Annotated in this window: 24 protein-coding genes; 13 read left to right on the top strand and 11 right to left on the bottom strand. The window is 67.3% G+C overall.

All coding sequences use genetic code 11. The features are described from left to right. On the top strand, positions 1-951 hold the full coding sequence (locus ACODSY_RS25360; RefSeq protein WP_488954693.1) for an alpha/beta fold hydrolase: 951 nt from the start codon (positions 1-3) through the stop codon (positions 949-951). A 4-nt stretch (positions 952-955) separates the two neighbouring features. Here the strand turns inward: ACODSY_RS25360 and ACODSY_RS25355 are convergent, their stop codons facing one another. Continuing rightward, positions 956-2,164 (bottom strand): acyl-CoA dehydrogenase family protein, encoded by a 1,209-nt coding sequence (locus ACODSY_RS25355; RefSeq protein ID WP_488954692.1) that lies wholly within the window; start codon positions 2,162-2,164, stop codon positions 956-958. Between the two features lie 187 nt (positions 2,165-2,351). On the opposite strand from ACODSY_RS25355, the gene ACODSY_RS25350 reads away from it, so the two are divergent. From ACODSY_RS25350 to ACODSY_RS25330, 5 genes are read left to right on the top strand one after another with little or no spacing between them, the layout of a single operon-like run. After that, a complete protein-coding gene (locus tag ACODSY_RS25350) occupies positions 2,352-2,516 on the top strand; it encodes a hypothetical protein (RefSeq protein WP_488954691.1) in 165 nt (54 codons plus the stop codon). A 15-nt stretch (positions 2,517-2,531) separates the two neighbouring features. Then, positions 2,532-3,203 carry a spermidine synthase gene (locus ACODSY_RS25345; RefSeq protein WP_488954690.1) on the top strand — a complete coding sequence of 224 codons (672 nt, stop codon included), beginning with the start codon at positions 2,532-2,534 and terminating at the stop codon, positions 3,201-3,203. Positions 3,204-3,238: 35 nt separating this feature from the next. Next, positions 3,239-3,694 carry a YkgJ family cysteine cluster protein gene (locus ACODSY_RS25340; RefSeq protein WP_488954689.1) on the top strand — a complete coding sequence of 152 codons (456 nt, stop codon included), beginning with the start codon at positions 3,239-3,241 and terminating at the stop codon, positions 3,692-3,694. Positions 3,695-3,753: 59 nt separating this feature from the next. Further along, entirely contained in the window at positions 3,754-4,446 is a 693-nt protein-coding gene (locus ACODSY_RS25335) for a hypothetical protein (protein ID WP_488954688.1), read from the top strand. 26 nt (positions 4,447-4,472) lie between these two features. Then, entirely contained in the window at positions 4,473-5,363 is an 891-nt protein-coding gene (locus tag ACODSY_RS25330; protein WP_488954687.1) for a YwqG family protein, read from the top strand. Here the strand turns inward: ACODSY_RS25330 and ACODSY_RS25325 are convergent. Then, positions 5,360-8,794 (bottom strand): indolepyruvate ferredoxin oxidoreductase family protein, encoded by a 3,435-nt coding sequence (locus ACODSY_RS25325; protein ID WP_488954686.1) that lies wholly within the window; start codon positions 8,792-8,794, stop codon positions 5,360-5,362. The two genes, ACODSY_RS25330 and ACODSY_RS25325, sit on opposite strands and share 4 nt — an antisense overlap. Positions 8,795-8,936: 142 nt before the next feature. Here ACODSY_RS25325 and ACODSY_RS25320 point away from each other — a divergent pair, with 142 nt between their 5' ends. From ACODSY_RS25320 to ACODSY_RS25310, 3 genes are read left to right on the top strand one after another with little or no spacing between them, the layout of a single operon-like run. Beyond that, a complete protein-coding gene (locus ACODSY_RS25320; protein ID WP_488954685.1) occupies positions 8,937-9,434 on the top strand; it encodes an Lrp/AsnC family transcriptional regulator in 498 nt (165 codons plus the stop codon). Positions 9,435-9,459: 25 nt separating this feature from the next. Then, on the top strand, positions 9,460-10,353 hold the full coding sequence (locus ACODSY_RS25315) for a pirin family protein (RefSeq protein ID WP_488954684.1): 894 nt from the start codon (positions 9,460-9,462) through the stop codon (positions 10,351-10,353). Positions 10,354-10,384: 31 nt separating this feature from the next. Next, positions 10,385-11,755, top strand: a complete 1,371-nt coding sequence (locus ACODSY_RS25310; protein ID WP_488954683.1) for an L-serine ammonia-lyase — start codon at positions 10,385-10,387, stop codon at positions 11,753-11,755. A 221-nt stretch (positions 11,756-11,976) separates the two neighbouring features. On the opposite strand, the gene pgsA is transcribed toward ACODSY_RS25310, so the two are convergent. The 5 genes from pgsA to ACODSY_RS25285 form a co-directional block, all read right to left on the bottom strand. Next, positions 11,977-12,597 (bottom strand): CDP-diacylglycerol--glycerol-3-phosphate 3-phosphatidyltransferase, encoded by a 621-nt coding sequence (gene pgsA / locus ACODSY_RS25305; protein WP_488954682.1) that lies wholly within the window; start codon positions 12,595-12,597, stop codon positions 11,977-11,979. 130 nt (positions 12,598-12,727) lie between these two features. Further along, on the bottom strand, positions 12,728-13,525 hold the full coding sequence (locus tag ACODSY_RS25300; protein WP_488954681.1) for a terminase small subunit-like protein: 798 nt from the start codon (positions 13,523-13,525) through the stop codon (positions 12,728-12,730). 252 nt (positions 13,526-13,777) lie between these two features. Beyond that, positions 13,778-13,948, bottom strand: a complete 171-nt coding sequence (locus tag ACODSY_RS25295; protein ID WP_488954680.1) for a hypothetical protein — start codon at positions 13,946-13,948, stop codon at positions 13,778-13,780. A gap of 507 nt (positions 13,949-14,455) precedes the next feature. After that, positions 14,456-16,315 (bottom strand): DGQHR domain-containing protein, encoded by a 1,860-nt coding sequence (locus ACODSY_RS25290; RefSeq protein ID WP_488954679.1) that lies wholly within the window; start codon positions 16,313-16,315, stop codon positions 14,456-14,458. 21 nt (positions 16,316-16,336) lie between these two features. Beyond that, complete coding sequence (locus tag ACODSY_RS25285) at positions 16,337-17,206, bottom strand: DNA-methyltransferase (RefSeq protein WP_488954706.1); 870 nt, start codon at positions 17,204-17,206, stop codon at positions 16,337-16,339. 771 nt (positions 17,207-17,977) lie between these two features. On the opposite strand from ACODSY_RS25285, the gene ACODSY_RS25280 reads away from it, so the two are divergent. Continuing rightward, on the top strand, positions 17,978-18,184 hold the full coding sequence (locus tag ACODSY_RS25280; RefSeq protein ID WP_488954678.1) for a hypothetical protein: 207 nt from the start codon (positions 17,978-17,980) through the stop codon (positions 18,182-18,184). Between the two features lie 402 nt (positions 18,185-18,586). Here ACODSY_RS25280 and ACODSY_RS25275 read toward each other — a convergent pair whose 3' ends face one another. From ACODSY_RS25275 to ACODSY_RS25260, 4 genes are all read right to left on the bottom strand, one after another. Next, positions 18,587-19,522: a calcium-binding protein gene (locus ACODSY_RS25275; RefSeq protein WP_488954677.1), complete on the bottom strand. Its 936-nt coding sequence runs from the start codon at positions 19,520-19,522 to the stop codon at positions 18,587-18,589. Positions 19,523-19,582: 60 nt separating this feature from the next. After that, positions 19,583-20,242, bottom strand: coding sequence for a hypothetical protein (locus ACODSY_RS25270; RefSeq protein ID WP_488954676.1), 660 nt, complete (start codon positions 20,240-20,242; stop codon positions 19,583-19,585). A 341-nt stretch (positions 20,243-20,583) separates the two neighbouring features. Further along, positions 20,584-21,369 (bottom strand): hypothetical protein, encoded by a 786-nt coding sequence (locus ACODSY_RS25265; RefSeq protein ID WP_488954675.1) that lies wholly within the window; start codon positions 21,367-21,369, stop codon positions 20,584-20,586. Between the two features lie 82 nt (positions 21,370-21,451). After that, positions 21,452-22,534 carry a 2OG-Fe(II) oxygenase gene (locus tag ACODSY_RS25260; protein ID WP_488954674.1) on the bottom strand — a complete coding sequence of 361 codons (1,083 nt, stop codon included), beginning with the start codon at positions 22,532-22,534 and terminating at the stop codon, positions 21,452-21,454. Positions 22,535-22,748: 214 nt separating this feature from the next. Between ACODSY_RS25260 and ACODSY_RS25255 the strand changes: the two genes are divergently transcribed. The 3 genes from ACODSY_RS25255 (at position 22,749) to ACODSY_RS25245 (ending at position 25,971) form a co-directional block, all read left to right on the top strand. Then, positions 22,749-24,113, top strand: coding sequence for a sensor histidine kinase (locus ACODSY_RS25255; protein WP_488954673.1), 1,365 nt, complete (start codon positions 22,749-22,751; stop codon positions 24,111-24,113). Beyond that, entirely contained in the window at positions 24,110-24,802 is a 693-nt protein-coding gene (locus tag ACODSY_RS25250; RefSeq protein ID WP_488954672.1) for a response regulator, read from the top strand. Before ACODSY_RS25255 ends, ACODSY_RS25250 begins: the two co-directional genes overlap by 4 nt. Positions 24,803-25,083: 281 nt before the next feature. Then, positions 25,084-25,971 (top strand): DUF2971 domain-containing protein, encoded by an 888-nt coding sequence (locus tag ACODSY_RS25245; protein ID WP_488954671.1) that lies wholly within the window; start codon positions 25,084-25,086, stop codon positions 25,969-25,971. Positions 25,972-25,977 lie beyond the last annotated feature (6 nt).

Here is a 25,977-nt window from a genome sequence, read left to right as displayed (position 1 = left end):
ATGCCGTCGATCCTTCGCCTCCTCGCTGCCGGCCTCATGGCCATGTCACTGGGCGCCTGCGCCCGCGACATCCCCTATCCGAAGCTCGAGGCCAAGTACGCCAGTCCGGCCTCCCACTACATGGACCTGCCAGGCGGCCTGCGCGTGCACTACCGCGACCAGGGTCCCCGGAACGCGCGCGTCATTGTGCTCGTCCATGGCTTCTCGGCCTCGCTGCACGCTTGGGAGCCGTGGGTGGCGCGCCTCCCGGACTACCGCGTGATCAGCCTGGATCTGCCCGGGCATGGCCTGACGCGCGCGCCCGACGACTATGCGCCCTCGACCGATCGCAGCGTCGAAGTGGTCGACCAGCTCGTGACCAGGCTGGGCGTCACGCGGTTCGTGATCGGCGGCAATTCGATGGGTGGCGGCGTGTCGTGGAACTATGCGCTCCAACACCCCGACAAGCTGGAAGGGCTGGTGCTGGTCGACGCCGGGGGCTGGCCCGCATCCGAACGGCCGAAGAGCCAGCCCGTGGTGTTCAAGCTGCTGGGCAATCCGGTCGGGCGCTGGCTGTTGCGCAACGCCGACCCAGGGCTGATGGCGAAGAGCGGCCTGGAGAAGGCCTACGAGGACGAAGCGCTCGTCACGCCGTCGCTGGTGACCCGCTACACCGAGCTCGCCCGCGCCCCGGGCCATCGCGCGATCCTCACCGGCGGCCGCGGCGGCCAGCCCGCGCGCACGGTCACGCCCGAGACCTTCAAGGCGATCCGAACGCCGACGCTGGTGATGGTGGGCGAGAAGGACCAGGTGATCCCGGCCGACAACTCACGCAAGCTCGCGGGCGCGATCCCGGACGCGAAGCTGGTGGTCTATCCCGAGGGCGGCCACGTTCCGATGGAGCAGCTTCCGGACAAGTCGGCGGCGGACTTGCGGGCGTTCCTGGAAAGCCTCCGGAAGCCCGCCGCCTGACGTCTCAGGTCGACTGGGTCGTGTCCGGCAGGCCCAGGATGCGCTTGGAGATGATGTTGTTCTGGATCTCGGCCGACCCGCCGTAGATCGACATCGCCTTACCGAACAGCCAGCCGCGCACCGTCTCGATCTCCTCGGGCTTGAAGGCGTCGCCCTCCCAGCCCAGGCCTTGGGCGCCCATGATCTCCAGCGTCAGCTCGGCGCGGGTCTGGGCGACCGTGGTGGCCGAGTTCTTCAGCACCGAAGCGGCGTTGCCGGGGCTGTTGTTGCCCTTGGCCTCGGCCATCGCCCGGGCCAGCGTCAGGCCGTGCACCTTGGCGTCCATCTCGTGCTTGGTCAGGCGCGAACGCAGGTCGGTGTCGGCGATCCGGCCCTGCCCGTCCAGTTCGAGGTACTTCTTGGCGATGACCGACAGCGGCGGCGGCGGCTTGGCGCCTGTCGAGGCGCCGGTCTGGCTGGCGCGTTCGTGCTGCAGCAGGCGCTTGCCCACCGTCCAGCCCACGTTGAGCTGACCCAGCAGCCCGTCGCGCGGCACCTTGGCCTCGGTGAAGAAGGTCTCGCAGAACGGCGAGGCGCCGGCGATCAGCGGGATCGGCCGCACCTCGATCTCGGGCTGATGCATGTCCACCAGCATGAAGCTGATCCCCTCATGCTTCTTCGCCGAGGGATCGGTCCGCACCAGGGCTCCGCACCAGTCGGAATACTGCGCGCCGCTCGTCCAGATCTTGCTGCCCGTCACCGTCCAGCCGTCGCCGTTGTCGACGGCCTTCATCTGCAGGCTGGCGAGGTCCGAACCGGCGTTGGGCTCGGAATAGCCGACGCACCATTGCACCTCGCCGCGGACGATCGGCGGCAGGTGCTTCTTCTTCTGCTCCTCGGTGCCGTAATCCATGATCGTCGGGCCGATCATGGTGACGCCCATCCCAAACATCAGCGGGTTGAACGCGCCGATCTTGGTCATCTCCTGCAGCAGCACCCGGGCCTGCTGCGGGGTCAGGCCGCCGCCGCCGTATTCCTTCGGCCAGGTGGGCGTGCCCCAACCCTTCTCGCCCATGGCCTTGCGCCACTTGGTCAGGTCGGGATCGTTGACGCGGACCTCGCTGGTCGCCAGCGCGCCCTTGCCCTTCAGGGAGGCCGGGAAATTGGCCTCGAGCCAGGCCTTCGCCTCGCTGCGGAAGGCTTCGAGATCGGTGTCGCCGCCGAAGTCGGCCATGGGAATTCTCCTCTTTCCGCCAGCTTACGGCGCGCGGCGGTGTAATCAAACCACGCTTACCCGCGATGACGCGGCGGCAGAGAAGCGGAAGGTTCGCGACAATCTTACGCAAGCTTAACTGGAGCGATGCAGCCGGCTCCGCCATACGACGACCGTTCCCCAACGCCTCCGCCCCGAAGCGCCCGTCATGCCGTCCATCGCCGCCCTCGATCGCCGTTGCTTCCTCGCCCGCGCCCGCCCGCGGACCGAGCGCTGCTTCCTGCTCGGTCGCGTGCCGTTGCGGCCTCTGGCGGTGCGCGACGCGGCGCCGGCCAAACCCGCCGAACGCGAGAGTGCGCCCGCCTCGGCCTAGGGCTATGCAGGGGCGATGAATCCCTGGATCCACCTCGACACGGCCCAGATCCCCGGCGGCGGCGAGCTTCGGCTCATGCAGCGCGGCCAGGACTACTCGATCATGTCCGGCCGTATCGAACTGATGAACAGCCGGCTTTATGGCTCCGAGGTCGCGCTCTTCAAGCTCGCCTGGGCCAAGCTGGCCGGAACCAAGGCGCCGCGCATCCTGATCGGCGGCCTGGGCATGGGCTTCACCCTGCGCGCCGCCCTGGCCGACCTGCCCAAGGACGCCCAGGTGACCGTCGCCGAGCTGGTGCCCGAGGTGATCGCCTGGGCCAGCGGGCATTTGGCGCCCCTCTATGGCGACAGCCTCTCCGACCGGCGCGGCAGGATCGTCCAAGGCGACGTCGCCGACCGGCTCACCGAGGCGAAGCCGCCCTACGATGCGATCCTGATGGACGTGGACAACGGCCCTGACGGCCTGAACCGCGACGCCAACGACGCGCTCTACAACGTGGCTGGTCTCGCCAACCTCAAGCGCGCGGTGAAGCCCGGCGGCGTGGTCTCCGTGTGGTCCGCCGGCCCGGACCAGGCCTTCGCCGGCCGCTTCCGCCGCGCGGGCTTCAACGTCGAAGAGCACAAGGTCGGCGCCAGCCCCTCAGGCAAGGGGCCCCGTCACGTGATCTGGGTAGGCGTCGCGCGGTGAAATCCTGCGGGCCGTGCGTGCAGTGCTGTCGCGTGATGGCGGTGGAAGAGCTGGCCAAGCCGATGGGCAAGCTATGCGCCCACGCGCGACCCGGCGCCGGCTGCGGCATCTACGAGACCCGCCCACACAGCTGCCGCACCTTCGAATGCGTCTGGCTGATGGATCCGGAGATGCCCCACCGCTTTCGGCCCGACCAGACCAAGGTCGTCCTCGACCAGGACCCCGAAGGCCTCTGGCTCATCGCCCGCTGCGACGCCGCCAACCCGCAGGCGTGGCGGAGGAACCCGATGTACGCGGCGCTCAAGGCCTTCGCGGCCGAGCACTGGGGCAAGGGCAAGCTGGCCCTCGCCGTCGCCGGCCGGCGAACCTGGGTGATCACGCCGCGCGAGGACGTGGACCTGGGTGAGATCGATCCGCGGTCGGAGCTGAAGGTGGTCGAGGCAGCGGATGGGAAGGTGACGGTGGACGTGGGGGCTCCGACCCGTACCTAACTCCTATATGTTCTTGTTTTGTTCTTGATCTCCATGGCAAGCTGTGCCATTGTCCTCCAATGGCTCGAAAGCTGAGCGAGCCGCGGCAAGCAAAGACATGGAGAAACGTTTTGGCTGGCTCTGGCTCCTATGCCCGAGGCGATCAATCGCGCCCGGTTCCCGATCCCGATGGCCCCGCCTACGCGGTAATGGTCGAGAGGCAGAAGGCTTACAACTCAAAGCAAGAAGATGAGTGGTGGCGCGAGCACCCTGGGCTGCTGGAATCCGCCCTGCCCGTCTGGGGCTCGGCGCGTGAAGCGGTGGCGGACGCCTATGATGGTGATGTCCTTGGCGCCATCGTGAATACGGGGCTTGCGGTTTCTGATCTCGCGCCGGGCGGGTACATCATCAAAGCTGGCCCTAAGGCGCTCATTAAGACGGGCGGCTCGCACACTTGGAACGCTACGCGAAAGTGGATGGGGAAGAACGGCATCGCAGGCGCGGGACAGCATGTGCATCACGGAATCATTCCACAGGGCGGGATCGGGAAGCACGTGCCCGACGTGATCAAGAACCAGCCTTGGAACGCCACTCCAATGCCGAGCCCAGAAGTGCACGGCCGCATCCATGGCCGGTACAAGGGGCTGCCTCAGTACGGCCAGCTTGAAAGGTATTGGCGAGGCGCCCCCGATTGGGCGAAGCGGGCGCACGTCTGGATCCCTACCGGAGCCGCGACAGCGGCGGACTCCGCAGCCGAGCGCCGGCGCCGGTGAATTTTGTCTGGGAATTCGTGAGGGGCGTGGGAACGCTTATCGGTGGGACGATCCTCGTCTTCCTCGCGTTCAGCGCGGTCGTCGTCCCCCTCATGTTTCTCGCCGATGCGATCAAGAACCGCGGACGGTCGAGGAGGCCTCGCCGGCCTTCGGCCTTCGCTCGCATTCGCGGCCGAATGACCCGTGCGGCGCAGCCAACCTTGTTGCTCACGCCCGCAAAGGAACCGGGCTTCTCGAAGCTTGGCGGCGATCCGGAACTGGCGATCGGGATGGCATGGCCGGGTGACAGCGGGCGGCCACAGAGGTTCGTCGCGCAGATCGACTTGGGCGCGTTCCGTACTCACGGCGGCCCAGAATGGCTTCCCTCCATCGGGCGTCTCTATGCGTTTGTCGACCAAGACCGCTACGGGTTTCCAGATCTGGTGCGCGTGCTCAGGACGGACGAACCCTTCGGCCCGCCGGTTGCGGCGCCTGCGAGCATCCCCGCGTTCGGAGAGCGGCGCGTGGCGTTCGAGGCCTATATGTCGGTTCCCAGTCTCGATTGGCTTGGCGTCGATCTTGCGGGAGCCGGCCTCGCCGACCATGAGCTTGATGAACTCGTCGCCGCCCCCGACAAGCCGTTCGGAGACGAGATCCAACATCGGATCGGCGGCTATCCCTCCGAGATCCAAGACGAGCGGATGTCGATTTCCTGCGAACTGATGCGACGCGGGCTGCCCTCGGAGTATGACGGAACCGAGATCACGCCCGCCATCGAGCGCGCCGCAAAGCAGTGGCGGTTACTCCTGCAGATCGATTCCGATCCGGCGCTCAAGATGAACTGGGGCGATGGCGGACGGCTCTATGTCTTCATCCGCGAAAAGGACGCCCTGGCGGGCGACTTCTCGCGGACGGTGACGCTGTCACAGACCTACTAAGCCGCCACCGGCGCCTTCGCCTCGTCCCACTGCTTCCACAGCCGCCTGGCCTCGGCCTTCGCCGGGCCGACCGAAGCGTCCTTCACGTGTCCGAAGCCGCGGATCTGTTGCGGGACGGCGGCGATCTGGACGGCGAGGTGGTGGCGGCCCTGGTCGAGGCCGGCGACCAGGCGGTCAAGGTCGGCTTCGAAGTCGGCGATCAGGCCCTGCTCCATCTTGCGCTCGGCGGTCTTGCCGAAGATGTCGAGCGGGCCGCCGCGCAGGCCCTTGAACTTCGCCAGGGTCGGGAAGGCCAGGTCCAGCATCCAGGGCGAGAACGCCATCTTCCTGGGCCTGCCATCCGGTCCCTTGGGGGCCAGCAGCGGCGGGCTCAGCCAAACCTTGGCCTTGCCGCCCTTGAAGGTCTGCTCGCGGTACTTGGAGAACCGGCCGTCCGTGTAGAGGCGCGCGACCTCGTACTCGTCCTTATAGGCCATCAGCTTGTAGAGGCTGACCGCCGCGGCGCGGGTCAGGTCGGTGGAGCCCAGCGCCGCCTCGGCGGCGCGGACCTTCTCGACCTTGCCCAGGTAGCGGTCGGCGTAGGCCTTGTTCTGGTACGCCGTCAGGTCGCGGGCGCGATGGGCCAGCAGTTCGTCCAGCGGCATGGTCTCGGGCGTGGGGACGTCGTCCTCACGCTTGCCCCGCGCCGTCGGGTCGGCGGCGGCCTTGCGGCCCAGTTCGAAGGCCTGGAGGTTGGCCTCGGCCTCGACGCCGTTGAGCCGGATCGCCCGGTAGACCGCGCGGCTGGAGACCGGGATCACGCCCTTCTGCCAGGCGAAGCCCAGCATGATCATGTTGGCGTAGATCGCATCGCCCATGTTGGTCTCGGCCAGGTGGCTGGCCGGGGCCGCGTCGTAAGACTTCACCGCCGCGCCGATCCGCTTGCCCTGTTCGTCGGCGTCGAAACGGACGTCGCGGTCGGTCACGAAGTCGGCGGTGGGGGCGAAGTCGGCGTTGCCGACCGCCACGGTGCGGTCCTTGGCATAGAGGGCCAGGGCATCCGGGCCGGCGGCCGAGAGCAGGTCACATGCAATCAGCACGTTGGCGCTCGCCGCCGGGACCCGCCCGCCGATCACCGTGGTCTCGGTCTCGCCGATGCGCACGTGGCTGAACACGGCGCCGCCCTTCTGGGCCAGGCCGGTCATGTCGACCACCGAGGCCGAGCGGCCGTCCACGTGGGCGGCCATGGCCAGGATCGAGGCCACGGTGGTCACGCCCGTGCCGCCCACACCGGTGAAGACGATGTTCTGGACGCCCTTGAGCTCCTGGAACGTCGGCAGCGGCGTAGAGTCGGCGGTCAGCGCCGGCATCGCCTCGTGGTGCGCGTTCTCGGCGCCCTCGAGGGTGATGAACGACGGGCAGAAGCCGTCCAGGCACGAATAGTCCTGGTTGCAGCTCGATTGGTTGATCTTCCGCTTGCGCCCGAACTCGGTGTTCAGCGGCTCGACCGAGACGCAGTTCGAGGCCTTCGAGCAATCGCCGCAGCCTTCGCAGACCAGCGGGTTGATCATCACCCGCATCGGGGCGGCGGCCATCTTGCCGCGCTTGCGGCGGCGACGCTTCTCGGTGGCGCAGACCTGATCGTAGATCAGCACCGTGACGCCGCCGGTGTCGCGCAGTTCGCGCTGCACCTTCATCAGCTCGATTCGCGGGCGCACTTCGACGCCGGGCGCGAGGTCGGTGACGGTCTGGTAGCGCTCGGGCTCGGCGGCCACGACCACCACCTTCTTGACGCCTTCGGAGGCGAGCTGGCGGGTGATCTGCGGTACGGTGAAGCCGCTCTCGGCCTGCTGCCCGCCGGTCATGGCGACGGCGTCGTTGAACAGCAGCTTGTAGGTCATGTTGGCGCCGGCCGCGACGGCGGCCCGGATCGCCAGCGAACCCGAGTGGTTGTAGGTGCCGTCGCCCAGATTGACGAAGACGTGCTTCTCGTCGGTGAAGGGCGAAGCCCCCACCCAGCTCAAGCCTTCGCCGCCCATGTGGCTGTTAAGGTCGGTGGACGGGTCGTTGAAGCTGGCCATGTAGTGGCAGCCGATGCCGGCCAGGGCGCGGGAGCCCTCGGGCAGGCGGGTCGACGAGTTGTGCGGGCAGCCCGAGCAGAAGAACGGCTTGCGCTGCTGGTCGGCCGAGAGGGTCACCGCGGCCATGGAGGCGGCCGAGACGCGGTTCAGGTAGTCGTACACGCGGTCCATGTGGCCGCCGGCCGGCAGGCGGTCGGCGATGGCCAGGGCGATTTCGGCCACCGAAAGCGACGTGAGTTCCGAGAGCAGCGGCGCGCCCTTCTCGTCGGTCTTGCCGATGATCAAGGGGCGGGCGTGGGCCGGCAAGTCGTAGAGCGCGGCGCGGGCCTGGACCTCGATGAGCGGTCGCTTGTGCTCGATGACCATCAGGGTTTCGAGGCCTGCGGCGAAGGCGCGGATGCCCGTCGGCTCCAGCGGCCAGGGCATGCCCACCTTGTAGATGGCGACGCCCAGCGAAGCGGCCTCGGCCTGGGTGATGCCCATCGCGGCGAAGGCCTCGATGACGTCCTTGTAGGCCTGGCCCTGGCAGACGATGCCGAGGCGCGGGCGCGCGGCGCCCAGCATGATCCGGTCGATCCGGTTGGCGCGCGCGAAGGCCAGCGCGGCGGGGATCTTCTGGGTGCGCAGGCGCCGCTCCTTGTCGAGCGGCTGGTCCTTCAGGCGGATTCCGAGTCCTCCCGCGGGGATCCGGAAGTTCTCGGGCGTGTGGAACCGATGGCGGGCAAGCGAGACGTCGATGGTCGCGCCGGAGTCCATGGTGTCGGCCAGGGCGATCATCCCGACCCACAGGCCGGAGAAGCGGGACAGGGCGATCCCCATCAACCCGTAGTCCAACACTTCCTGGACGTCGGCCGGCGACAGCACCGGCATCTCGAAGTCCTGGAACGCGTATTCCGATTGCGACGGCAGGGTCGAGGACTTGCAGGTGTGGTCGTCGCCGGCCACCGCCAGCACGCCGCCCTTGGGGTGCACGCCGGCGAAGTTGGCGTGCTTGAAGACGTCGCCGGTGCGGTCGACGCCTGGGGCCTTGCCGTACCACATGCCGAACACGCCGTCGTAGCGGGCGCCGGGGAACAGGTTGGCCTGCTGGCTGCCCCAGACGGCGGTGGCGGCGAGGTCCTCGTTGAGGCCTTCCTTGAACACCACCTCGGCGGCCTTCAGGTGTTTGCCCGCGCGCGCGGCCTGCTGGTCGAGGCCGCCCAGGGGCGAGCCGCGATATCCCGAAACAAATCCTGCCGTGTTGAGCCCGGCCGCCCGATCCAGCCGGTGCTGATCCATCAGAACGCGGAGCAGCGTCTGGACGCCGGTGATGAACACCCGACCATCCGTGAGCAGAAACTTGTCGTCGAGCGTCACTTCTTGGTGGCGCATCGCAATTTTTTTCCTTTCGGGCCTCCCCTAACGGATCGCAAGATCATATAAGAGCGCCGCAATTGCTTGCCAAAAGCATGCCCCCTGACAGTGGTTCCGGGGCAAGAAGAATATGCTCTCGTGTCGAATATAGGAGGAAAAGTTGTCCGAGGCCCTCGACGCCGTGGATGCCAAGATCCTGGATTTGATCCAGCACGACGCCGGATTGTCCGTCGCCGAGATCGCGGACCGCGTCGGATTGTCGTCCAGCCCGTGCTGGCGGCGGATCAAGCGTCTGGAGGACGCGGGCGTGATCCAGCGCCGCGTGACCATCCTGGACCGCGAACGGCTAGGCCTGGGCTTCGAGGTCTATTGCACCGTCAAGCTGTCGTTGCCGACCAAAGACAATCTTGACGCGTTCGAGACCGCCATCGGCAAGCTGGCCGAGGTGGTGCAGTGCGCCACGGTCACCGGGGCGGCCGACTACGAACTGCGGATCGTCACCCGCGACATGCATGCCTTCGACGACTTCCTGCGTGACAAGATCCTCTCGCTGGGCCTCGTCTCGAACATCGAGAGCCGGATCGTGATCCGCTCGGTCAAGAACACCACGGCCGCGCCGCTCGGACTGGTCAGTCCCTATGTGAGCGCGCAAAGCTAGGCCTCCCACCCAGGAGGCCTTTCCCATGATCGAACTCGTCATCGACCAGCGCCGCAAGGATCTCGGCGGGTTCGAGGTGGGGCGCGTCCTGCCGTTCGCCAAGCGCCGGATGGTCGGGCCGTTCGTGTTCTTCGACCACATGGGGCCAGTGGAGTTCCAGGCCGGCTTCGGCCGCAATGTCGACGTACGGCCGCATCCACACATCGGCCTGTCGACCGTCACCTATCTGTTCGACGGCCATATCACCCACCGCGACAGCGTGGGCGCGATCCAGGAGATCAATCCCGGCGAGGTAAACTGGATGACCGCGGGCAGCGGCATCACCCACTCCGAGCGGTTCGAGACCCTGCGCGCGCAGGGCGGCAAGATGCACGGCATTCAGGCCTGGGTGGCCCTGCCGACCGAGCTGGAGGAGATGGACCCCAGCTTCGCCAACCACGGCCCTGACGACCTGCCGACCTACGAGAGCCCCGACGGCCTGTGGGCCCGCCTGATCGCCGGCAAGGCCTTCGGCGCCGAGGCGAAGGTGCAGACCCAGTCGCCGATGTTCTACGTCCACTGGCGGATGAAGGCCGGCGCGAAGGCCCAGCTCCCGGCCGAGTATCCCGAACGCGCGGCCTATGTGGCGGAGGGGGTGGTCGACGTGGAGGGCCGGGAGTTCCGGCACGGCCAGATGATCGTGTTCGAGCCCGGCCAGCCGGTGCTGTTCACCGCCACGACGGACGCCATCGTCATGCTGCTGGGCGGCGAGCCGGTCGGTCCGCGGTTCATCGAGTGGAACTTCGTCTCCTCGTCCAAGGACCGGATCGAACAGGCGAAGGCCGACTGGCGGACCGGCCGCATGAAGCTGCCCGACGCCGACCACGACGAGTTCATCCCCCTGCCGGAGCCGCCTCCGCCGGCGAATCCGATGAGTTGAGCCTGACGCAGCGGCAGGATAGACGCCGTGGATGAACGTCAGCGTCTTCGACCTCTTCAAGCTGGGCGTGGGGCCGTCGAGCTCTCACACCATGGGCCCGATGACGGCGGCCGGCCGGTTCCTGGAGAGACTGGGACCCGATCTGGATCAGGTGGCGCGGGTGCAGACCACGCTCTACGCCTCGCTGGCGTTGACTGGACGGGGGCACGCGACGGATCGGGCGGTCATCCTGGGGCTGGCGGGGTTCGAGCCGCGGACGCTGGACCCGGACGCCGCCGACCTGGTGATCGAGGCTGTCCGCTCGGCCTCGCGGCTGAAGCTGGGCGGGCGCCGCGAGATCGCCTTCGACGAGGCGCGCGACATCCTTTGGGGGGGACGCGAACGCCTGCCCCAACATCCCAACGCGCTCAAGTTCGAGGCCTTCGACGATGCTGGCGCGACGCTCGGGGAGCGGACCTATTTCTCCATCGGCGGCGGCTTCGTGCGGGATGAGGACGAGATCGGGGTCAATACCGCGCCCGAGCGAGCGCTGCCGACGCCCTACCCTTTCAACAGCGGAGCCGAGCTCTTGGAGCAGGCCCAGTCCGCGGGCCTGAGCATCGCCGCCGTCATGACCGCCAACGAGCTCGTGCTGCGATCCGAGGCCGAGATCGTGGCGGGGCTCGATGAGATCACCGCCGCCATGTACGGCTGCATCGACCGCGGGATGAAGACCGAGGGCGTGCTGCCCGGATCGCTGAAGGTGACGCGGCGGGCGCACGGGATCTGGAAGAGCCTGGTCGAGGACGCCGACAAGCGCATCGCCGATCCGCTGGCGGCGCTCGACTGGGTCAACCTTTGGGCCTTGGCGGTGAACGAGGAGAACGCCGCCGGCGGTCGGGTGGTGACGGCCCCGACCAACGGGGCGGCGGGGCTGCTGCCGGCGGTGCTGCGCTACTACGACCGCTTCCATCAGGGCACGGCCGCGGGGCGGCACACCTTCCTGCTCACCGCGGCGGCGATCGGGGCGCTGTACAAGCGCAACGCCTCGATCTCGGGGGCCGAGGTGGGCTGCCAGGGCGAGGTCGGCGTGGCCTGCTCGATGGCGGCGGCGGGGCTGGCGGCGGCGCTGGGCGCCTCCAACGCCCAGATCGAGAATGCGGCGGAAATCGCCATGGAACACAACCTGGGCCTGACCTGCGACCCCATCGGGGGGCTGGTGCAGATCCCCTGCATCGAGCGCAACGCGATGGGCGCGGTGAAGGCCATCGACGCGGCGCGGCTGGCGATGCTGGGCGACGGCCAGCATTCGGTCAGCCTGGACAAGGTCATCGCCACGATGAAGCGCACCGGCGAGGACATGAGCGCAATCTACAAGGAGACTTCCCTTGGAGGCCTCGCGGTGAATCTGGCGGAGTGCTGAGCTTTTTTGTCGGGCCCGCAGGATGCCATTCGTCCTGGGAGGGACGCAATGTTTAGGAGCCCGACATGTCCGAGTTCGCCTGGATGAGCCGCCGCCACGCCCTGACCGGCGCCGCGGCCGCCACGGCGCTCACGGCCTGCGGGCGCAAGCCGCCGGAGCTTGAGGACATGGCGTTCGACGACGCGGGCCTCGCCAGGCTGGAGGCCGACCTCAAAGGAGTTTTACCCCGCCAGCGCCTTGCGGGTCTGGCTCCAGTACTGGGCGCCGGTGATCAGGGTCACGAGGGTGGCGATCCAGAACAGGCTGTGGGCGGCGAGCTCGAAGCCGGGCCGGAACGCCCCTTCCTGCGGCAGGCCGAACGCGCCCCAGGCGGCGACGATCAGCTCCATGGCGAGCGCGGTGAGCTGCAGCGTCGTCTTCCACTTGGCGAGCAGGGTGACCGGCAGCTTCACGCCCTTGCCGGCGCCCACCTCGCGCAGGGCGCTGACGGTGAATTCGCGGAACAGGATCAGGCCGGCGGGCAGCACCACCATCGGCTGGGGCCCCAGCGACAGCAGGCCCAGGATGGCGCCACAGACCAGCACCTTGTCGCCGATCGGGTCGAGGATCGCGCCCCAGACGCTCTCGGCATGCAGCTTGCGCGCCAACCATCCGTCGAAGAAGTCGGTCACCGCCGCCAGGATGAAGGCGTAGACGGCCCACCTCTGCAGGGCGAACTGGGCCTCCGGCTCGAGCCGGTTGGAGAAATAGGGCACCGCCCCCGCCGCGGCCGCGAAGGCCACGAACATGAAGAGCGCCATCACGAGGCGCGAGCCGGTGAGGATGTTGGGCAGGGACTTCATGCGGAAACGAGCGTCCAGGGCTTGAGCTTGTTCCAAGTCTAGCTGGTTCGCGCGGCGGGCACAGCCGTGCTTGTGGGTCTTCCGTCGCCGGCGGGGCGGGTTTGATCGGGGGCGGGCCTGGTGGGCGGGCTTAGCCGGGCGGGGCGTCGCCTTCGCGCGCCTTCCGCTCGGCGCCCAGGCGTTCGATGGCGGCGAGCTTGGCGACCGGGTCGGGCGCCTCGCACCACGGACCCTCGGCCGCGCGCACGGGGCGGTTCAGCTTGGGGTTGGCGACGTAGGTGACCACCCGGCGCTGGCCGGTCTCGGGATGGGTCTCGACCGCGAAGTGCTTCAGCAGGATCTCCGGCGGGCGCGGCGGCGGCTGCGGCGGCTCGCTGGCCTTCAGCTTGCCGTGGGTGCGCGGCGACTTAATCGCCGCGGTCCACCGAAGCTGCCCGAGCTGGACGCGCGTCAGGTAGGCGGTCTGCGGCGTCGCGGCCAGCGCCATGGCCCAGCCCTGGTCGGCCAGGCGCTCGGCCTGGGCCTGCCGGGCCATCGCCAGCGCCTCGGCGAAGGCGCCGCTGAGCCGCTGCCAGTGCAGGATCGTCCAGAGGTTGGGCATGGCGGGATCGTCGGAGATGGCCGTCAGGGTCTCGCCCTCGGCCACCCGAGCGCAGATCTCGTGGGCCGTGACCTCGCAGAAGGTGGTGGTGGGCCCCAGGCCCTCGCGGCGGGCCAGCGCCTTGGCCCGGTGATAGATCTTCGCGAAGCCCGGGATCTCCCGCGCCCAGCGGCGGACCGTGCTCTTGGCCGGCATGCCGGGCTCGGCACAGATCGACGGCAGCATCTCGCCGGCGGCGACCCGCACGCAGATCACCCGCGCCAGCGGGGTGGAATAGCGGATGTAAGGGCGCGCGGAGGCCGCGCCCGCCTCGTCTTGGTGGGACATGGGGGATCCTTCGGGGCGCCTCGGCGGCGTCCGGGGCCGGTCCCGCCTGGGAGCCGGGGTGTGGAGGGACGGCGGGCGCCGGCCCGGAGGGCCTTGCGCCGCGGTTCGAATGGTTGCGGTTGGGCCGCGCGTGAGGTGCTGCGGCCAAGGGCGCAGGTCACGGGCCTCCACGCGGGAGTATGGGGACGACGACAACCGAAGTCAAGAACAAATAGGGAACGTTGACCGAGGCGGGCGCGCTGGCGCCCCTGGTCAGAACAGCAAGGGCAGCGCCACCACGGCGGCCATCCCGACCACGTTCCACACGACGATCCGCGCCGCCGCCCGGCGCCGGTTGGGCGAGGGGCGCGCGGCCCTCGGCGGAGGGGCGTCGGTGATCGCGACGACCCGGTAGTCGCCTTCGATGATCTGGGGGCTCACCATCGTCCTCTCCTCCGGCTCAAGCGGCTCTGGGCATAGGACGAACGAGAGGATGGGTTTGCGACATGGATGGGGAGATTTTGTGAGCGTTTGAGGGACGGCTCCGCCTCGCTCACGAGACCGCGGCGCGCGCCGAGACGCGCTGACGTGTCGGCGGCCAACGGGCCGACCCTCCGCCGCCAGCGTGATTGGCCGCCATGGTCAGTCCGTCTTCCGGGCGTGAAGCGGACATGCCGGACGTCAGCGGGAGGTGGGAGAGCAAAGCTCAAGCAAGCCAAACGCTTTCGCCGGAAGTGACTCGAAGGCGACGTTGGGAGCGTCTGCTCTGGGACTCGCGATTGCCCGCGTATCTGTGGTCGCCTTAACGGCGGTCCCGACTGAGCCCCGGCATTGTGTCCTACACGCTGCCAACGCCGCAAGCTTATCGGAAGGCCGGATAGTCCGTCTTCGATGCGCGCTACCGAGCGCATCGGATCGGTCGATTTCGACATGCGAGGAGCGCGGCCGGTGCTAGGCGGACTCTCCCTTCGGTGGCGAGTCATCGGCCTTATCGCCACTCCCGAAGTAAGCATCGAAAAGGTCGTCGGCCATTTGGGCATATAGGTTAGAGCCGTAGGTGGAGAATGGGAAAGACGCGATATCGCTAAGCTTATCGAGGTAATAATCCCTAGACCCGAGCATGCCCTCCCGCGCAAGTCGCCTTATAAGCAGGAGGACGCCGTTTATGTTGACCGTCGTTAGAAACCGGTCGGCCTTGGTCTTATCCGTCGTCCATCGATCGTTAGATATGATCTGCCTGATCGCAGAGAAAACGCTATTGATTTCCGCGCGACAGAACTCGACATACTCAGAAAGGAGCGCCAAGTCAGACTCCTTTTTTAGGTCGTCGCGCTTGTCGCTTTTCCAGACGTTGAATAGCGGGAACTCGGAGCTTAGAGACACCAAAGGCTTGAGGCCGTAAAGAACAATGCTCGTATTCTTGAGTTTGTCCTGGTCGTAGAAATATCGCTCGAACCAATCCTGAAGCGCACCCGTATTCTCGTTCAGAGAATTGAGTACGAGACGCGCAACCGATTCCGCTAGGAAGGGCTTTAGCGTTACGTTTATCTCGTGCTTGAGATTTGTTTTGGGGTTAGTCTGATTGGAATTGATTTCTAGAAACAGATTGGCTTCGAACTTCGAGCGCTCCGCAGCAGTTATCTTATCCGGAAAGATAACGCCCGTTACTAAGAGATTTAACTGCTTACGGAGCGCGGCGACCTTGTCTTCCTGCGGGCCGCCCTCATAGTAGGAATATACTCGGTGCTGACCATCGATAAGCCCGATAACATTAAAAGACTTCGGGATCTTTATGATTGCGGGCTCTGTCGTACTTATTATCGCTGGATCGAGCGTGTGGCCGTCCTCTTTTAGGAGTCGCGTCTCTGGCGGCAACGTAACGATGATGTTGTTGATAAATGCCCGCTGTTCTGTCGTGAGATAGCGACGGACAAGGTCGATTTTCTGACGGGATATCATGCGCTGATAAGCGGCCGAGCTGCTGCGCCAACTGCCGCGCCGCAGCACGTAGCTTCGCTCCAGCAGCATCTCTGGCTGCACGTAGAAGGTAACGACCTTGTAGCCCTTACCGAAATTGGAGAAATCCTCAGGGAGGATCGAGCCGCGGTGTTCGCTAGAACTCTGCCCCCCGGAGAATATATTTTCGGAGAAGCGCGAGTAGGGAATTCGGAGAAACTCAAGCAACTCGTAGCGCGACGATCTCCGAATGATCCTCGCGAGGTTTTGAAAATACTTCGCAACCGGGAACTCTAGATAGTCCACATAGGGTATGAGATCTTTCACCCCCTCTTCCAGAGTATATTTTGGGCAATATACGACGCGAACCTCTGTTAGTTTTGGGGAAAATTTGGAGCCGTAGGCTGACGCGAAGGATTTATAGCTATCCTTCATGAACGCAATGAAGGCTTCCGGATTATCGGCGATCTTCTGAAAGACTATGCTCTTGTGCTTAAGATGCTTATTAGCCTCGGCGCTCGTCACCGTGTATTCCGCGAGCACCACGACATTGTCGAGAATGAAAATATCATCGAAATCGCAAGTCGCGCCATCGAACGTGAATTCAACGTCGCGCAATTCTGGTACCGACTTGAATCCCGCGCCTTCGAATATCGCTCGGACCATCTTTTCCTGAGCGCGTTGCGCGGGCGTCTTTTTGGTCTTAGCGCTAGGCCTCTTGGCCCTCCCCTTTTTGCCTTTTTTACCCTTGGCGGAGCTGGCCTTCACGCCCTTCTTCTTTTCTTTCGTTGGCCCGTCCGCGCCTTGCGCACTTGCGGCTTGGGGCTCGCTCTCCGGCTCGTCTTCCTGACTCATTGCGCCCCCCTGCACAGCCTACTATTCCGCAGCCCACTCCTGTGGTCGCTGCGCTACTTTCTCCGTGCTGAGCGGCCGCCGAACGGGCTTCCCTGATGGCCGCATTGGCAATTCGCCCTTGTGAAGAGCGACTACCCGGTCCCGGGCGAGATTGAGGTAGCTCAGGTCTCTGTCGATACCTGTTCCATTCCTGCCGTGCTTCGCCGCAGCAATGAGGGCAGAGCCGGTCCCTACAAACGGATCCAACACCCAATCGTTGACGTCGGTCATCGCTAGAATGCAGCGCTCGGCAAGCTCGATAGGAAACTGGCAGGGATGGCTTGTCTTCTCCGGATGCCCTGCCTTCACGTTCGGCAAATCCCAGATGGGATTTTCAATGAAGTCGCGCTCGGCGGAGAATTCCCAGTAGTCAGATGGGTTCTTCCCTTTTGGGTTGCCGCTGGGCAATCCCGCCTTTCCGGCTTTTGAGCTGGAATGCCTTTTGCCCGGATACAACTGAGGCACGCGCACGGGATCGAGGTTGAATTTGTATTCGTCCGATTTCGTGAACCAGAGGATCGTTTCGTAGCGGCCGGAGAACCGGCGGTCCTGATGGCGGCCAAAATTAAAGCGCCAGATTACGCGGTTACGAAGTTTGAGCCCGCGCATCGAAAAGAGTTCGTATAGAGCGATATCGAGCGGTATTAACGCGCCCTCGCGCACGAAATTTCCGACCTGCCAGCATATGCTTCCATCGGCAGTCAGTAATTCACACGCTTGTTCGATTATCTGACCTTGCCATTCTACGTACTCGGCCAAGCTTCTCGAGTCGTCTCGCTCATAGGGCTTTCCCATATTATAGGGTGGCGACGAGATGATTAGCCGATATTGCCCACGCGGGAGGGTGCGCATGTGCGCCAAGGAATCACCGTGGAGCAGATCTGAAATCGGATGATCTGCAGCCGGGGCGGTTGGCTCGCGTGCGTTAGTACCCAGAATCATCAGGCTCAACCCTAGCGGTAAATCGGCAGATCAGGAATCCGTCAAAGTACGCTGTGCCCAGCGTTGGATCCAGTCGGGGGGAGCCACTGTCCGCGTCGCCCTTGTGCGCCGACGTGGTCGGCAAGGGTCCACCTCGAACCCGAACGCCTCCCTCAGTTTGTGGGAATATTTACGGGAACCCGGCCAAGTACGAGAAAAGCAGCATGAAAACAATGCGCAGTGGCGGACTCCCTCTCCACCCACCTGTTGGGCGGCTGCTCGGGCGGAATGTCTGCTCTCCGCAGGGATGCCCAGTTCCGCTCATGGGCACCGAGACGACACTCACCTCTTCGCGTCGAGACGTCCGGGATGGGCGTCCAGGCGCGATCTCGCGGCGTGGTGTCCTTGAGCGTCTTGAACGTCGCCATGCGGACGAGGGTGGGTCATGGCTGGACCGTCCTGCAAGCGCCGAAGCCTGCGTCGCCCCTCTCCCTACCCTCTCCCCTCTCGCTTCGCGGGGGGAGAGGAGGTTGGAGCGCTAGCGTCCACACAGGGTCGGTTTCGGGCGAGGGCGCTGGCCCCCCGGAGCTGACCCTCGTCGCCCGCGCCGTGAGCGGACGCGCGAACGTCGGCGATGGGTGGGTTGCGGGCACTGGGAAATCTGACGAAGCTTCACCTGGACGAGCGGCAAGGTGGGCGGCAGTGAGCAAGCTACTGGGCTACATGGCCGCCGGTATTGTCGTCGGGCTTCTGTTCTTCGGCGTCCTGATACTCATCATCGTTGGTGGGCTGCAGGAGCCTATTGCCTGGCTTCTGATCGCTTGTGGCGCAGGTGCCGTGTTCGCCACTGCGTATGTGAGACGTGCCCGCCAAATTCGTCGCGAAGGAACATCAGGCAAGGACCGCTAAGGGTCGAGACCGGTCTCCGGCCTCTGACCGGAAAGGCGACCTTGGCCGGACAGATGGCAGCATCCGACCAAGCGTCAGAACTTCACCACAGCCGCGCTTCGGCCTCGGTGTCCTCGCGGCGCGGTGCGCGGGCGCGATCTCGCGGCGTGGTGTCCTTGAGCGTCTTGAACGTCGCCATGGGACCGAAGGTGGGTCATGGCTGGACCGTCCTGCAAGCCGCCAGGCCTGCGTCGCCCCTCTCCCTACCCTCTCCCCTCTCGCTCCGCGGGGGGAGAGGAGGTTGGAGCGCCCGGGTCCGACGGGGAGCGATAGCCCGCATCGGCGTCGGGCCCGACCGACCTGAACGAAGGTCACGCCCCCCGGCCTTTGAATCGAATCCTCGGCCGAGGGGCGCTCTCCACCTCAGCCGGTGAAGATCCAGTCGCCGCCGAGGCTGCTGAGCTGCACGCCCACCAGCGTCATCTGCGCGCCGCCGCTGAGGGTGATGACCACGTCGGCTCCGACCTGCGCCGTGGCGTAGGTGGATCCGGGCTCGATCTTCACCCGGTCGCCCTCGGCGTGGTTGAAGTCCAGCACGCGGTCGACGCCCGCGTCGCCGAAGGTGTTGAAGATGTCGGCGCCGGCGCCGCCCGAGATCGTGTCGTCGCCACGATCGCCCGACAGCCAGTCGTTTCCGGCGCCGCCGGCGAGGCTGTCGTTCTCCTGCCCGCCGCGGACGAGATCGGCGCCGGCCCCGCCGTTGCAGGTGTCCGCGCCGAGATTGCCGTAGACGATGTCGTCGCCGTCGTCGCCGAACAGCAGGTCGTTGTCCTTGCCGCCGACGACCCAGTCGTCGCCGAGACCGCCCGCCGCCGTGTCGGCGCCCATGTTGCCGTTCAGGTCGTCGAAGGCCGCCCCGCCGGAGAGGGAATCGGCGCCTTCGTCGCCCCGCAGATAGTCCTGGCCGCCCCCGCCCTCGATCGTGTCGTCGCCGGCGTAGCCGCGCATCCGGTCGTTGGCCCCGGAGCCCACGATGGTGTCGCTACCGCCCAGGATCGCGGACTTGGCGGCCTCGTTGTTGTTGGTGGTGGCCCAGGTGACGAACTGGGTGACGGGCAGGGAGAAGCCCTTCACCTCGAACACCGTCTGGCCGGACAGGCTCTCCTTCCAGCTGGTGAGCGTTCCCCCGGTGATGGCGTCGTTCGCGTAGGTGAACTGGCCGCCGAATTCCTCCAGCCAGGGGCCGTCGCGCAGGGTGAACTGGTTGGCGGTGGCGACGGTCACGTCGCCCAGGAGCAGGTCGCTGACGACGAGGTCGTCGAAGTCGATGCCGGCGGCGCCGGCGGTCAAGGTAGCCATGAGATCCTCCGTTCGCGCCGCCGAGCCTCCATGAGCCGGCGGCGCTCAGGGTTGAGGCGATCAGAAGCGGCGGGTCAGGCCGACCTGCACCACGGGGAAGTACTTGAAGTCCTTGGCGTCATCGCGCGCCTCGGCCTCCTCGGCCCGCAGCCGGGCCTGGAAGTTGGCGTCGTTGGACAGCGTGCCGCCCGAGGCCGCGAGGTCCACGTCGGGACGCTTGCTGAACGACACGCCGGCCAGGGCGCGGAAGCCCCATCCGCGCTCGCCCACGAAGGTGTTGTCGAAGCCCAGGCCGACGAAGGGCTGGAAGTTCGAGAGCTTGGCCTCGCCGTCGATCCGCCCGACCTGGGCCGGCGTGAAGGTCTGGCCGCCGATGTCCACGGCCGCCGTAGGCTGGGCGCGCAGGTTGATCTTGCGCTTGCCCACATAGGCGCCGCCCGAGACGAAGAAGGCGCCGCCGCCGGGATGCAGGTCGGCGAACAGGCCGCCGGTGAGCAGCTTGGCCTTCCCGTCGTAGTTGATGTCGGAATAGTCCTCGTCGCGGCTGATGCTGACGCCGTCGACGGCGCCGCGAACCACGATGAGGTCGTTGACCTTGGCCGAGGCCTGCAGGCCCACGCCCGGCGTGCCCACATTGACGCCGACGGCCATGGTCTGCGCGGTCGCGGCGGACGAGGCCATCGCGCAGACGAGCGCGGCGGCGGTAAGATGCGTCTTCATGAACTCCATACCCCGATGACTGTGTTGGCTGAGGTGTCCAGCTGTGCGCTGGAGGTGTCGGTCGACCTTCAGGCGTCGATCGACGCCCGCGGATCGCGCGGTTCCGAGACCGGCGCGCGGCCGGCTCTTCGATGCATGGATTGGCTCCAGCGCCCTCGGACGTTCGCGTCCGACCCCGCTTCGGAGGCTAGGTGAGCGGCGGCGCCGAGGCCATTAGACCGGATGGTCTACAAAGGGGGCGGGCGCCGGGAGTTGGGGGCGCGCGGAAGCACGGGCGGAGGCCAAGGCCCCGCCCGCCGGCTTGCCTCCGACTTTCGGCGTTCCCGAAGGGCGCCGCCGGCTCAGGTCGCGAAGGGATCGGGGTCGAACAGGGACTGGCCGGGGCCGAGGGGGAGCATCGGGGCTTCCGGGTCGGAATAGACGAAGGGGTCGGCGGGCGCATCGGCGCGGTCCACGGGAGGGTCCGCGTCGATGAGCGGCGCAAGCTCGTCGGTCGGCGCGGGGTCGGTGGGCTCGGGTGGCAGGCCGTCGGTCGGCGCGGCGGGCGGCGAGGCCGAGGGGACGTAGCCGGCGATCTTGCCGTGGGCGTTGTACCAGTAGTTGGCGTAGTCCTCGACCGTGGTCCCCCCGACGCGCTGGACCCAGGCGTCGGAATGGCGGTCGTTGCCGGCGCCGTAGTACTCGGTGAAGAAGGCCTGGAAGACGTCGGGCCGGTCGGCGAGGATCTTGGCCAGCGGAACGCCGTCGAGGGTGGTGCGGCCCTGGAAGCCCGCGTCCTCGGCCGGAGCGCCCTGGCCGCCGCCGCCCGCCTGCGTGTAGCCTTCGAAGAAGGCGTAGGTCTTGTACCAGTAGAGGGCGTAGTCCTCGGGCGTCGTCCCGCCCACGCGGTCGGCCCAGGCGTCGGAATTCCGGTCGTTACTCGGCCCGTAGTACTCCCGGTAGAAGGCGGCGTAGACGTCGGGGCGGTCGCGCAGGATCTGCGCGGCGTCGACATATTCCGGGGCGGCGGTCCCGTCGACGGCCGGCAGGGCTTCGCCGTCGGCCAGCAGGACGGCGCGCGACGCGGGGGCGTCGTCCGTTGCGTTGTCGGCGTCGGCCCAGAGGTATTGCAGCGTGTCGTGGCGCAAGGTCGGTCCCCAACTCTCCTGGTGTCGGGAGGGAGATCGCCGAGCGCCGGCCTGGCGGCAATCGTAAGAAACTTATAAGTTTTTAGCTTGGCTGCAGCGCCGGGAGTTCGGGGCGCGAGTCGGGGTTGAGCAGGTGCAGGTTGCGCCGCCGGACCTCCGCCGCCGCGTCGTCGTAGAGGAACGGCAGGAAGGCGTAGCGCGTGCCGCGGGTGACCGGAGTGGCCTCGTGCAGGAGGCTGCACGAGAAGACCACCGCCCCGCCGGTGGGCGGCCTGTAGGTGCGGGAGCCGAACTCGGCGAAGCGCAGATCGCCGCCCTCGAATTCCTCGGCGTTCAGGTTGATGGAGACGGCGAACTGGCGGTGCGCCGTGCCGCCGGTGGTGTTGTCGCGGTGGGCGCGGAAGTATCCGCCCTCGCGGGCGTCGTAGCAGGCCACGATGAAGCGCTCGATGCGGGTGGCCTTGAACTGGAAGGCCTTCTCGATCTCGGGCAGCAGGCGGCGCAGGATGCGCCCGCGCACCTGCGCCAGGAGGTCGGGCTCGTCGACGGTCGCGTCGCGGCGCTTCTTGAAGTCGTCGAGGACGCCGACCGTGCGCCCATTGTCTTCGCGCATCACGCCGGAGGGCGCGCCGCCTTGGGTCTGGTAGAGCTCGATCAGCTGGCGGCAGAGGGCGGGCTCGAAGACCCGCGGGACGATGAGCACCGGCGCATGCAGCGCGACGCCGGCATGGCGGTCGGGGTGCCCGAGGCCCAGCACGTGGGCGACGATCTGGGCGCCCTGGTGGAGCGGCGCCGTGCCCAGCACCCGCAGGGAGGGATCGATCACCACCCATTGCGGCTGCACGCCGCCGCCTGCGTCCACCGCGCCGAACAGCCGGCGGACCTCGCCGCTCCAGTCCCCGAACCAGCGAAGCGGCGGCTTGTCGGCGGCGCGCGCGCGATAGGTCGCCTCGTCGGGCAGCACGCCGAAGAACAGCCGCTCGTCGTCGCGGAACTGCGCCTTGTGTCGCTGGATGAGCTCGACGGCGGCGTCCAGCTCGGGGCCGGGCCCCGGCAGGAAGGCCAGCAGGATGTAGCGGCCGCCGAGGCTTCCGAAGGCGAAGCTGGGATTGACGTGCGACGGGGCGCTGAACATCGGAGCCGGAGCGCCGGCAAGCAGGGTCATGGCAATCTCGGACGCGGGAGGGATGCGAGGGCGCCTGGCCGGACCTGGGGATGGGGGATCCAGCGGGCGGATGGGGTCCGCCCTGCCCGACCAGCACGCCCCCGCCGCTCCCTGATGCGCGAGCCGGGCCTTCGCGGGCAAGTATATGAAACCTATAAGTCCCGATCCCGCCCGGGTTGGGTATGAGCGTCGGACCAGACGTGCAGGAACCCCGTTGCCGCCCAAGTTGCGAACCCTGATCCGCTATGCGGGCGCCGTCGCCATCGTGGCCGCGGCGAGCGTGATCGCGGACACCTTCTCGCGGGTGACCGGCACCAGCCGCCTGACCAGCATCTTCCTGTCGAGCGTGCTGCTGGCGGCGTTCTACCTGGGCGTCGGGCCGGGCTATGTGGCGGCCGCGGCGGCGCTGGTGGCGCACCTCTACCTGGTGGATCCGCCCTACGAGTTCTCGCTGGGCTCGATCGACGAGATGAACGCGCTCTTGCTGTTCCTGGCCGCGTCGGTGCTGACCTGCCTGCTGGCGGGCCGGGTGCGGGAGGAGCGGCGGGCGACGCAGGCGCGGGCGCGCACCACCGCCTTCCTGCTGGAGGCGACGCGGGAATTCTCGGCCCTGGCGGACGAGGCGGTGATCCGCCAGCGGCTGGCCGAACGGCTGCGGCTGCTCGCCAACGGTTCGGCGGTGGTGCGGGACTCGGCCGACGCGGCCGAGAACGCGGCGGGCTGGCGCTTCCACCCCCTGGTGGCCGGCGAGCAGACGTTCGGCGTGGCCAGCTGGCGGGGCGCGGGGATCGGGCGCGAGGCGCAGGCGGCGCTGGAGCTGCTGTCCGACACCGGGGCGGCGGCCATCGCGCGGGCGCGCCTGGCCGCCGCGAAGGCCGAGGCCGAGACCCGGGCCCGGACGGAAGACCTGCGCAACGCCCTGCTGTCGTCGGTGTCGCACGACCTGCGCACGCCGCTGGCCACCATCATGGGGTCGGCCTCGAGCCTGCGGCGGTTCGCCGAGGAATTCGACCTGGAGACCCGCCGCGACATGGCCGCCACCATCGAGGAGGAAGCCGCCCGGCTGGACGCCTTCGTCTCGAACCTGCTGCAGATGACGCGGCTGCAGGCGGGCGGGTCGCCGCTGCGCCGGATCGGGTTCAGCCTGGCCGAGGTGGTGCGCGCGACGGTGGCGCGGCGGCTGCGCGGGCACGGGCCGGCCGTGGAGGTCACCGTCGAGCCCGGCCTGCCGGAGGCCTCGGGCGACCCGGCGCTGTTCGAACAGGCGCTGGGCAATGTGATCGACAACGCGCTGCGCTACGCCGGCGCCGCCGGGCCGGTCGCGGTGAAGGTCGGCCGCGAGGACGGCGAGCTGTGCGTGACGGTCGAGGACCGCGGGCCGGGCGTGCGCGAGGCGGATCTGGAGCGGATCTTCGAGAAGTTCTTCCGCACATCCTCGTCCGAGAAGCTGGGCGGCACGGGCCTGGGCCTCGCCATCAGCCGCGGCCTGATGGAGGGGATGGGCGGCCATGTGCGCGCGGCGAAGGCTGCCGCCGGGGGCCTGCGCGTGGACCTCAGGCTCCCGGTGACACCCCCATGACCGACACCATCCTGCTCGTCGACGACGAACCGCAGATCGCCCGCTGGCTGAACCCGTCGCTGCGCGCCGCCGGCTATCAGGTGGAAAACGCCGAGACCGGGGCGCGGGCCCTGGCGCGCGCGGCGGCGGCGCCCTGCGACCTGATCCTGCTGGACCTCGGCCTGCCCGACATGGACGGCAAGGCGGTCATCGCCCGGGTGCGGGAGTGGTCGGAGGTTCCGATCATCGTGCTGTCGGCGCGCGACCAGGAGGCCGAGAAGGTGGCGGCGCTGGACCTGGGCGCCGACGACTTCGTCAACAAGCCGGTGGGGATCGACGAGCTGCTGGCGCGGATCCGGGCCAGCCTGCGCAACCGCGCGCGCCGGGCCGCGCCCCAGCCGGTGTTCCGCTCGGGCGAGCTGGAGATCAACCTGGCCGCCCGGCGGGTGCGGCTGGAGGGCGAGGAGATGCGGCTCACGCCGCGGGAGTACGACCTCCTCAAGGCGCTGGCCCGGCAGGCCGGCATGGTGCTGACCCACGCCCAGATCATCGCCCTGGTCTGGGGGCCCGACGCCGCGGTCGAGGCGCAGCACGTCCGCGTGCTGATGGCGCAGCTGCGCAACAAGCTGGAGGCCGACCCGTCGAACCCGCGGCTGCTGCTGACCGAGACCGGCGTGGGATACCGCCTGCGCAGCGACGAGGACGGGTGAGGGCTTCGTGCGCGCCTGGCGGGAGGGTGCGAGGCCGTCGAGGTGAGCGTCGCGTCCGGGATGCGGACCTGATCAAGGTCCGGGAGGGGTGGGAGGGCGAAGCTCAAGCGAGCCAATCGCTTTCACCGGAAGTGACTCTGAGGTGACGCTCGGGAGGTCCGCTTCGGGACCGGAGAGACGTCAAGCTCCAGCCCTCCAGGTCAGGCGGCTTGCCCGCGAGAAGCGGGTGTGCGTAAGCGCATCCGCGGCTCGACGCCCCCGAGCTGTGCTATGTCGGTCGCATGACCTTCGATCCCCGCAAGATCGGTGAGATCTTCATGCCGCACGCCGTGCGCGAGATGGGCCGCATCCGTACAAGCCGGCAGCGCTTCGCGCACTACACCTCGGCCGACACCGCGCTGAAGATCTTACGCTCAGAGCGGATGCTGCTGCGAAATTCGAGCCTGATGAACGACTTCTCGGAGGTTCGCCACGGGTTGGATTGCCTGCGAACCGCGTATGAGGGAGCCGCGGGCAAGCGGCTGAGCGAGGCCCTCAAACGAATCCAGGAGGATCTGCCTGAAATCCTTGAGGAGAACTTCAACGCCCAGGTCGTCGACGTCCTCGCGGAAACCTACCTGATGTCGCTTTCCGAACACGACGCCGGGCACGAAGATGCGTTTGGCCGGCTTTCGATGTGGCGCGCGTACGCGCCCAAAGACGGCGTAGCCTTCATCCTGAACAACGGCCCATTCCTCAGCGAGAGTAACGCGCTGAACGCATACTCAAGCCCTGTGGTCTACGCGACAGTCGACGACTATCGGGCACCGTTCGAAGAGGTTGTCGCGTCGATTGAAGCCAACATCGAAACGCTCAAGTCGTTTGGCGGACAGTTCGTCCACGACATGGTGGTGACTGCGTTCCGCTTTGCGGTGCAGTCGACCAAACATCCGTCGTTCAAGGAGGAGCGCGAGTGGCGCGTCCTCTACACACCGACGATCCTGCTCCGGAACCAAGCGATGACCGATACCCAGCTCCAGCGGATTCCAACCGAAATCATGTCGCTCGGCGGCGTCCCCCAGCGCATCTACGCGATCCCATTTCGCGATTATCCGGACGAAGGCTTCACGGGTGCGACCATTGACGTGACCCCCGTTTCTCATCCAGTCGTAACGAGAGTCCTGGGTTGATCTGAG

The sequence above is a fragment of the Phenylobacterium sp. FG114 genome (assembly GCF_057809855.1).
This window is presented reverse-complemented; position numbering and strand designations above follow the sequence as displayed.